Annotated in this window: 6 protein-coding genes; 5 read left to right on the top strand and 1 reads right to left on the bottom strand. The window is 71.0% G+C overall.

From position 1 onward, the window contains the following. Positions 1 to 373: 373 nt before the first annotated feature. The 4 genes from ROTAS13_RS15630 to ROTAS13_RS15615 all read left to right on the top strand — a co-directional run bounded on the left by ROTAS13_RS15630 (position 374) and on the right by ROTAS13_RS15615 (position 5,119). Complete coding sequence (locus ROTAS13_RS15630) at positions 374 to 1,351, top strand: phosphoribosylaminoimidazolesuccinocarboxamide synthase (RefSeq protein ID WP_019459436.1); 978 nt, start codon at positions 374 to 376, stop codon at positions 1,349 to 1,351. A gap of 68 nt (positions 1,352 to 1,419) precedes the next feature. Then, positions 1,420 to 1,917, top strand: coding sequence for a pentapeptide repeat-containing protein (locus tag ROTAS13_RS15625; RefSeq protein ID WP_019459435.1), 498 nt, complete (start codon positions 1,420 to 1,422; stop codon positions 1,915 to 1,917). Further along, positions 1,914 to 4,178: an ATP-dependent helicase gene (locus ROTAS13_RS15620; protein WP_252571561.1), complete on the top strand. Its 2,265-nt coding sequence runs from the start codon at positions 1,914 to 1,916 to the stop codon at positions 4,176 to 4,178. The genes ROTAS13_RS15625 and ROTAS13_RS15620 overlap by 4 nt, the downstream gene beginning before the upstream one ends. Further along, the gene (locus ROTAS13_RS15615) at positions 4,178 to 5,119 is read left to right on the top strand and encodes a 50S ribosomal protein L11 methyltransferase (protein WP_058389710.1); all 942 of its coding nucleotides are present in this window, start codon (positions 4,178 to 4,180) and stop codon (positions 5,117 to 5,119) included. Before ROTAS13_RS15620 ends, ROTAS13_RS15615 begins: the two co-directional genes overlap by 1 nt. A gap of 203 nt (positions 5,120 to 5,322) precedes the next feature. Here the strand turns inward: ROTAS13_RS15615 and ROTAS13_RS15610 are convergent, their stop codons facing one another. Beyond that, on the bottom strand, positions 5,323 to 5,673 hold the full coding sequence (locus tag ROTAS13_RS15610; RefSeq protein ID WP_019459432.1) for a DUF1127 domain-containing protein: 351 nt from the start codon (positions 5,671 to 5,673) through the stop codon (positions 5,323 to 5,325). Between the two features lie 136 nt (positions 5,674 to 5,809). Between ROTAS13_RS15610 and ROTAS13_RS15605 the strand changes: the two genes are divergently transcribed. Next, entirely contained in the window at positions 5,810 to 7,666 is a 1,857-nt protein-coding gene (locus ROTAS13_RS15605) for an aminopeptidase P family protein (protein WP_252571559.1), read from the top strand. Positions 7,667 to 7,727 lie beyond the last annotated feature (61 nt).

The following is a 7,727-nucleotide window of genomic DNA, read 5'->3' as shown; positions in this document are numbered from 1 at the left end:
GCGTAGATGTGATCAAGAGACAGGGCCTGAAAACGGGGGGCCTGGACAGGGTGCCCGAAGCGGCCTCCTGAGCCGGGCGCGCCTGGCCTGCTCCGCGGGGCGAACCATCCTCCTGGGCGCCACATGCGGCGAAATCCGTCCTGTCCGGCGGGCCGGGCGGGGGCGATCCTGCCATGATCGCGGGGGCGGCCTTCCCCTGGGCTGACCCATGGGCCGGGCGGGGCACGAGGCAAGGCGGATGGTGCCGGTGATGACGGGCATTGCCCTCCTGCCCGGCGCCGGGGCATAGCCGCACATCACTTCCCCCGCCGCCGGCGCCATCCTGGCGGGACGGCACCGGCTGGGGGCCCTCTCTCCGGGGACGAGACCAGGCATGGATCTCTCAGAACTCGCCGCGCACGCGCAGCAGACCCTTCGCGACGCGACCATTCCGGAACTGCCGAACCACTATCGCGGCAAGGTGCGGGACAATTACGACCTGCCGGACGGGAAGCGCATCATCATCGCGACCGACCGGATCAGTGCCTTCGACCGCATCCTGGCGGCCATTCCCCTGAAGGGGCAGGTGCTGACGCAGACGGCGCGGTACTGGTTCGAGGCGACGCGCGACATCTGCCCGAACCATGTCGTCGAATACCCCGATCCGAACGTGGTGGTGGGGCGTAAGCTGTCCATCCTGCCGGTGGAGGTGGTGGTGCGCGGCTATCTCGCCGGCACGACGGGCACCTCGATCCTGACGCTCTACAAGAAGGGCCAGCGGCGGATGTACGGGCATGTGCTGCCCGACGGACTGCGCGACAACCAGAAGCTGCCCGAGCCGATCATCACGCCCACCAGCAAGGCCTTCGACGGCGGGCATGACGAGCCGCTGACGGCGGAGGAGATCCTGGAGCGCGGGCTGCTGTCGAAGAGCCAGTGGGAGACGCTGAGCGAGTATGCGCTGAAGCTCTTCGCCCGCGGGCAGGAGCTGGCGCGGGAACGCGGGCTGATCCTGGCGGACACGAAATACGAGTTCGGCACAGACACGGACGGCAACATCGTGCTGGCCGACGAGATCCATACGCCGGACAGCAGCCGCTACTGGCTGCTCGGCTCCTACCGGACGCTGTTCGGCCGGGGCGGGAAGCCGGAGAGCTTCGACAAGGATTTCGTGCGCAACTGGGTGGTGGCGCGCTGCGATCCCTACAAGGACGCGATCCCGGAGATCCCGCAGGAGGTGATCCTGGAGACCGCCGCCGTCTATGTCCGGGCCTTCGAGATGATCACCGGCCAGCGCTTCCAGCTCCCGCCCGTGGGGGAGGACGTGCTGGCGCGGGTGCGGCGGAACCTGGCGGGGTATTTCCCGAAATAGGGCGGACCAGGAGGCGGCGGCGCGGGGCTTCCTCGACCGCGTTCCCCTGGCGTTCTATATCCTGTGGCGTGCGCCCCGCCCTTCCGATCCTCCTCGCCCTGTTCCTCCTGGCCGTCGCGGCACCCGCCCGCGCCGCCTGCAACGACCTGCCCGCCCCCGGGGTGGACTGGCGGCGCTGCCTGCTGGACGGGCGGGACCTGCCGGATGCCGATCTGGCGGGGGCGGTGCTGCGCGATGCCAGCTTCTCCCGCGCCAACATGGTCGGGGCGGTGCTGCGGGGGATCGACGGACAGCAGGCTCGCTTCGTCTCCGCCCTGCTGAGCCAGGCGGACCTGAGCGGGTCCAACCTGCGCCGGGCCGACTTCACGCGGGCGATGCTGGACGGGGCGAAGCTGGCCGGGGCAGACCTGCGGGGCGCGCGGCTCTTCCGGGCCGATCTGAGCGGCGCGGACCTGACGGGCGCGGTGCTGGACGGGGCGGACCTGTCTTCCGCCGTCCTGGACGGGGCACGCTGGACCGATGGCGAGCGAATCTGCGGCGCCGGATCGAGGGGACGCTGCCAATGAGCGACAGCCGCGACGTGATGCCGGCCACGGGGGGCGGGCTGCGGGACCTGCCGGAACCCGACTACCTCGGCAAGCTGAACCCGGAGCAGCGGGCGGCGGTGGAGACGGTGGACGGGCCGCTGCTGGTGCTGGCCGGGGCGGGGACGGGCAAGACGCGGGTGCTGACCACGCGCTTCGCCCATATCCTGATGACGCGGAAGGCCTTCCCCAACCAGGTCCTGGCGGTGACCTTCACCAACAAGGCGGCGCGGGAGATGCGGGAGCGTGTCTCCCACATCCTGGGGCGCCCGGCCGAGGGGCTCTGGCTTGGCACCTTCCATGCGCTCTGCGCCCGGATGCTGCGGCGGCACGCGGAATATGTCCGCCTGACCTCCTCCTTCACCATCCTGGACACGGACGACCAGCTCCGCCTGCTGAAACAGGTGATGGAGGCGGCGGGCGGCATCGACCAGAAGCGCTGGCCGGCCCAGGGACTGATGGCGGTGATCCAGCGCTGGAAGGACCGCGGCCTGACGCCGGAGCGGGTGACGCCCGCGGAGGACAGCGACTTCGCCAATGGCCGCGCGCGGCAGCTCTACGAGGCCTACCAGTCCCGGCTGCGGGACCTGAACACGGTCGATTTCGGCGACCTGCTGCTGCACATGACGGAGATCCTGCGCACCCAGCCCGAGGTGCTGGCGCAGTACCACCGCAGCTTCCGCTACATCCTGGTGGACGAGTACCAGGACACCAACACGGTGCAGTATCTCTGGCTGCGGCTGCTGGCGCAGGGGCACCGGAACATCTGCTGCGTGGGCGACGACGACCAGTCGATCTACTCGTGGAGAGGCGCGGAGGTGGAGAACATCCTGCGCTTCGAGAAGGACTTCCCCGGCGCGAGGATCGTGCGGCTGGAGAGCAACTACCGCTCCACGCGGCCGATCCTGGCCGCCGCCGCCGGGCTGATCGCGAAGAACGAGGGACGGCTGGGCAAGACGCTGCGGCCGGGGCGCAATGATGCGGAGGGCGAGAAGGTCCGCATCGTCTCGCTCTGGGACTCCGAGGAGGAGGCCCGCATGGTCGGCGAGCGCATCGAGCAGGCGCAGCGCGACGGGATCAGCGCGGGCGAGATGGCGATCCTCGTGCGCGCCGGCTTCCAGACGCGGGCCTTCGAGGAGCGGCTGATCGTGCTCGGCGTGCCCTATCGCGTCGTGGGCGGGCTGAAGTTCTACGAGCGGGCCGAGGTGCGCGACGCCATGGCCTATATGCGCATCCTGCACCAGCCGAGCGACGACCTGGCCTTCGAGCGCATCGTCAACACGCCGCGCCGGGGCGTGGGCGACAGCGGGCTGCAGCACATGCATGTGGCGGCGCGCGAGCAGGGCATCCCGCTCGCCGTGGCGGCGGAGCAGCTGGCGCGCACCGATGCCTTCCGCCCCAAGCCGCGCGCGGCGCTGCGCGAGCTGTTCGACGGCTTCGCGCGATGGCGCGAAATGCTGGCGCGCGAGGGGCATGTGGTGACGGTGGCCACCATGCTCGACGAGAGCGGCTATACGGAGATGTGGAAGCAGGACAAGTCGGCCGAGGCGCCGGGCCGGCTGGAGAACCTGAAGGAGCTGCTGCGCGCGATCGGCGAGTTCGAGAGCCTCGCGGGCTTTCTCGACCATGTGGCGCTGGTGACCGAGAACGACGAGAACGCCTCGGAGGCCAAGGTCTCGCTGATGACGCTGCACGCGGCCAAGGGGCTGGAGTTCGACCTCGTCTTCCTGCCGGGCTGGGAGGAGGGGCTCTTCCCGCACCAGCGCGCGCTGGACGAGGGCGGCACCAAGGGTCTGGAGGAGGAGCGGCGCCTCGCCTATGTCGGCATCACCCGGGCGCGGAAGCTCGCGGTGATCAGCCACGCGGCGAACCGGCGGATCTATGCCAACTGGTCGGCCGCCATCCCGTCGCGCTTCCTGGACGAGCTGCCGCGCGAGGCGGTGGAGGTCGAGGGCTCCTCGGCCATGCAGCGGCAGCGCATGGCGACGGCGCCGAGCGTCTTCGCGCACGGCCCGATCAGCGCCGGGCGGCCGCGGATCATGGAGACCAAACTCTCCGAGAAGGGGGCCTGGGAGGTGCAGGCGCGCCCGGCGCGCAAGGATGCCATGACCGTCGGAACCCGCGTCTTCCACCAGAAATTCGGCTACGGACGCGTGACCCGGGTGGAGGATGACCGCCTGGACGTGGATTTCGAGAAGACCGGCAGCAAGCGTGTGCTGGACCGTTTCGTGGAGCGCGCCTGATGAGCAGCGAGACCGCCATCCAGCAGAAGCCGGGGCATTGGCCGACCCAGGGCAACACGCGCTGGGCCATCCCGCTGGAGACGCTGGTGCTGACCGGCATCCCGGACGAGGCGGTGCCCTATTACGAGGCGGCGCTGGAAAGCCTCTGCCGCACCGTCGGCTATTTCCGCGAGCCGCCACTGGAGGAGACCTGGCGGCTGGAAGGCGTCTGGGAGCAGAACGGCGACGAGGCGGCGCTGAGCGCGGCGCTGGCCCTGGCGGCGGCGGTCTCGGGCTTCGATGCCGGGGCGCCGGAGCGGCACCCGACCGAGGCGGAGGGCTGGCTGGCCCGCACCGTGGAAGCCTTTCCGGAGCAGGCGCTGGGGCGGCGCTTCACCATCCGACCAACGCACCTGCCCAACCCGCGGCAATGGGACCGGCTGGTGCTGCGGCTCGATGCCGGCCTAGCCTTCGGCTCGGGCGAGCACGAATCCACGCGCGGCTGCCTGCTGGCCTTCGAGGCCGTGGCCCACCGCCGCCCGCGCCGAATCCTGGACCTGGGCACGGGCTCGGGCATCCTGGGCATGGCGGCGGCGAAGCTGCTGCACCGGAAGGTCCTTGCCACGGATATCGAGCCCTGGTCGGTGCGGGTGGCGGCCGAGAACGGGGTGATGAACGGGCTGCGCGGGCTGTTCCGGGCGGAGCTGGCGGATGGCTGGCGCGACCCGGTGGTGCGCAACGGGCACTATGACCTCGTCTTCGCCAATATCCTGGCGCGGCCGCTCTGCGCCATGGCGCGCGACCTCGCCACGCATCTGGCGCCAGGGGGCACGGCGATCCTGGCCGGGCTGCTCGGCACCCAGGTGCGGATGGTGCTGGCGGCGCATCGCCGCTGCGGGCTGGTGCTGGAGCGGCGGATCGACCTCGGGGCCTGGTCCACCCTGGTCCTGCGCAGGCGCTGAAGGGCAGGGCGGGAAGGCGGCACATCCCCCCTGCGGCTGGGCCTCGGGGCCTTTCCAGCCGGTATTTTTGCACCGCAGCATGACAGGCGAAATTTTTCCGCCACCGGGCTGCGGGCACGAAAAAAGGGACGGAGAACCGTCCCTTTTGCCGTGACTGGTAAAGTTCTATGTCTTTACCGCAGGGCTGGCCCTGCGGCGCCGCTTCAGGCCGCGGCGCGCTTGCGGTTGAAGTCGTTGGCCGGGCGCGACACGGGGGCCTGGGTCGCCACCTTCTGCTCCTGCTGCGCCATGCGGTCGAACAGGTGCGGGATGTCGGAGCGGACAAGGCCGATATCGGCCAGCTCGCGATCCGTCAGCTCCTGCAGCTCGGCCATGGCGCGGCGGCGCTGCAGGCCCTCGGAGAGGCGGAGCGTCAGGCTGCGGAACCAGCGGCCGATCCCACTGTCGCTCTGCTGCAGGGCCTGCTGACGCAGGGCCTGGATGCGTTCGGCCTGGGCGTTGGCGGGCATCGGCATCATCAGGGCGGCTTCGGTCTGGTTGATCCGGGTATTCATGACTAGCGTTCCTTTCGCGGCGCGGTTCGTGGCTTCCGGTCGTTCTGTCTTCGACTCGCTTCGCCGCGCCGCGCGTTATGCAGTGCAAAATAGGTCTGCCCGCCGCTTTTGCTCGTGCCGATCTGGCTGTTTAGATATGCGCCGGAAGCATGAAATAGGAGTGAAACATGTCGTTTACGAAGGTCGCGCAACCGTGAGAGCCGTCGTGCCGCCCACGTCGTCACCCGGGGAGCGGCTTGAGGCGCTGCGCCGGAACCTGGCGGCTGCCGGGGTCGAGGGCTTCGTGGTGCCGCGCTCGGACGAGTATCTGGGCGAATACGTGCCGGGTTCGGCGGAGCGGCTGGCCTGGCTGACCGGCTTCACGGGCAGTGCCGGGCTGGCCATCGTGCTGCCGGAACGGGCGGCGGTCTTCACCGACGGCCGCTACACCACCCAGGCGGCGGCGCAGACCGATCCGGCGCTCTGGGAGCGGCGGCATATCACCGAGGAACCGGCGGCGGACTGGCTGCGCGAACATGCGAAGGGACGGCGCATCGGCTACGACCCGCGGCTGATGCCGGAATCGGCGGTGGAGAAGCTGGCGGCCTGCGGCGCCGAGCTGGTGCCGCTGGACGGCAACCCGCTGGATGCCGCCTGGGCCGACCGCCCCGCGCCGCCACTGGCCCGCGCCGTGCCGCAGGCGGCGGAACAGGCCGGGCAGGGTGCGGAGGAAAAGCGCGAGGCAGCCGCCGCGGCGCTGCGCACGGCGGGCGAGGACGCGGCGGTGCTGGCCGATGCGCACAGCACCGCCTGGCTGCTGAACATCCGGGGCGGCGACCTGGAGAACACGCCGCTGGCGCTGTCGCAGGGCCTGCTGCGGGCCGATGGGACGGTGGACCTGTTCATCGCCCCGGCGAAGGTGGACGAGGCGCTGCGCGCGCATCTGGGCAATGCCGTGGCGCTGCGCGCGCCGGAGGAATGGCCGGAGGCGCTGCGCGTACTGGCGGGACGGCGGGTGCGGGTCGATCCCGACCTGACGCCGGCCTGGTTCGCCATGCGACTGCGTGAGGCCGGAGCGACCGTGGTGGCGGGCGAGGACCCGGTACGCTTGCCCCGGGCGCGCAAGAACGCGGTGGAGCAGGCAGGCGCGCGGACGGCGCATGCGCGGGATGCGGTGGCGCTGGCGCGTTTCCTCCACTGGTTCGCCGGGGCGGCGCCGCAAGGCGGGCAGAGCGAGATCACGGCGGCGGAGAAGCTGCTGGAGTTCCGCCGGGCGCTGCCGCTGTTCCGGGCGGAATCCTTTCCCGCCATCTCGGGCGCCGGGCCCAACGGGGCGATCGTGCATTACCGGGTCACGGCGGAGACGGACCGGGCGATCGGGCGGGACGAGTGCTACCTGATCGACAGCGGCGCGCAGTTCCTGGACGGCACCACGGATGTGACGCGCACGCTCTGGACCGGGCCGGGGGAGGCGCCGGCGGAGCTGCGGGAACGCTACACGCGGGTGCTGCGCGGCCATATCGCCCTGGCCACGCTGAGCTTCCCCAAGGGGGTGGCGGGGCCGCATCTCGACGCCATCGCGCGCCGGCCGCTCTGGGATGCCGGGATGGACTACGACCATGGCACGGGCCATGGCGTGGGCTCCTTCCTTTCGGTGCATGAGGGGCCGGTTGCCTTCTCGCGGGCGGCGAAGCCGGTGCCGATCGAGGAGGGGATGATCCTGTCCGACGAGCCGGGCTTCTACCTGCCCGGGGCCTATGGCATCCGCATCGAGAACCTGCTGCTGGTGCGCTCGGCAGGGCAGGGGCTCTCGGGGCGGCCCTGGCTGGGTTTCGAGACGCTGACCCTGGCTCCCTACGAGCGGCGGCTGATCCAGCCCGGGCTGCTGACGCCGGCGGAGCGGGAATGGGTGGATGTCTATCAGGCCCGCGTCGCGTCGGAGGTCGCTCCCGCGCTGGCGGAGGTGGCGCCCGAGGCGGCCGCCTGGCTACGTGCCGTCTGCGCGCCCCTCTGAGGGCCGTCGCGGTTCCGCCGGAGGCCGCCTCCGGCGAAGCCTCGGGGGACGGGGGAAAGGG

It is taken from the genome of Roseomonas sp. TAS13, from assembly GCF_001950415.1.
In the GTDB taxonomy this organism is placed as follows: domain Bacteria; phylum Pseudomonadota; class Alphaproteobacteria; order Acetobacterales; family Acetobacteraceae; genus Roseomonas; species Roseomonas mucosa.
This window is presented reverse-complemented; position numbering and strand designations above follow the sequence as displayed.

What these genes read in the sequence shown, in the direction of transcription:
- ROTAS13_RS15615 (WP_058389710.1), top strand. Translation starts at nt 4,178, where the DNA reads ATGAGCAGCGAGACCGCCATCCAGCAGAAGCCGGGGCATTGGCCGACC.
- ROTAS13_RS15610 (WP_019459432.1), bottom strand. Translation starts at nt 5,673, where the DNA reads ATGAATACCCGGATCAACCAGACCGAAGCCGCCCTGATGATGCCGATG.
- ROTAS13_RS15630 (WP_019459436.1), top strand. Translation starts at nt 374, where the DNA reads ATGGATCTCTCAGAACTCGCCGCGCACGCGCAGCAGACCCTTCGCGAC.
- ROTAS13_RS15620 (WP_252571561.1), top strand. Translation starts at nt 1,914, where the DNA reads ATGAGCGACAGCCGCGACGTGATGCCGGCCACGGGGGGCGGGCTGCGG.
- ROTAS13_RS15605 (WP_252571559.1), top strand. Translation starts at nt 5,810, where the DNA reads ATGCGCCGGAAGCATGAAATAGGAGTGAAACATGTCGTTTACGAAGGT.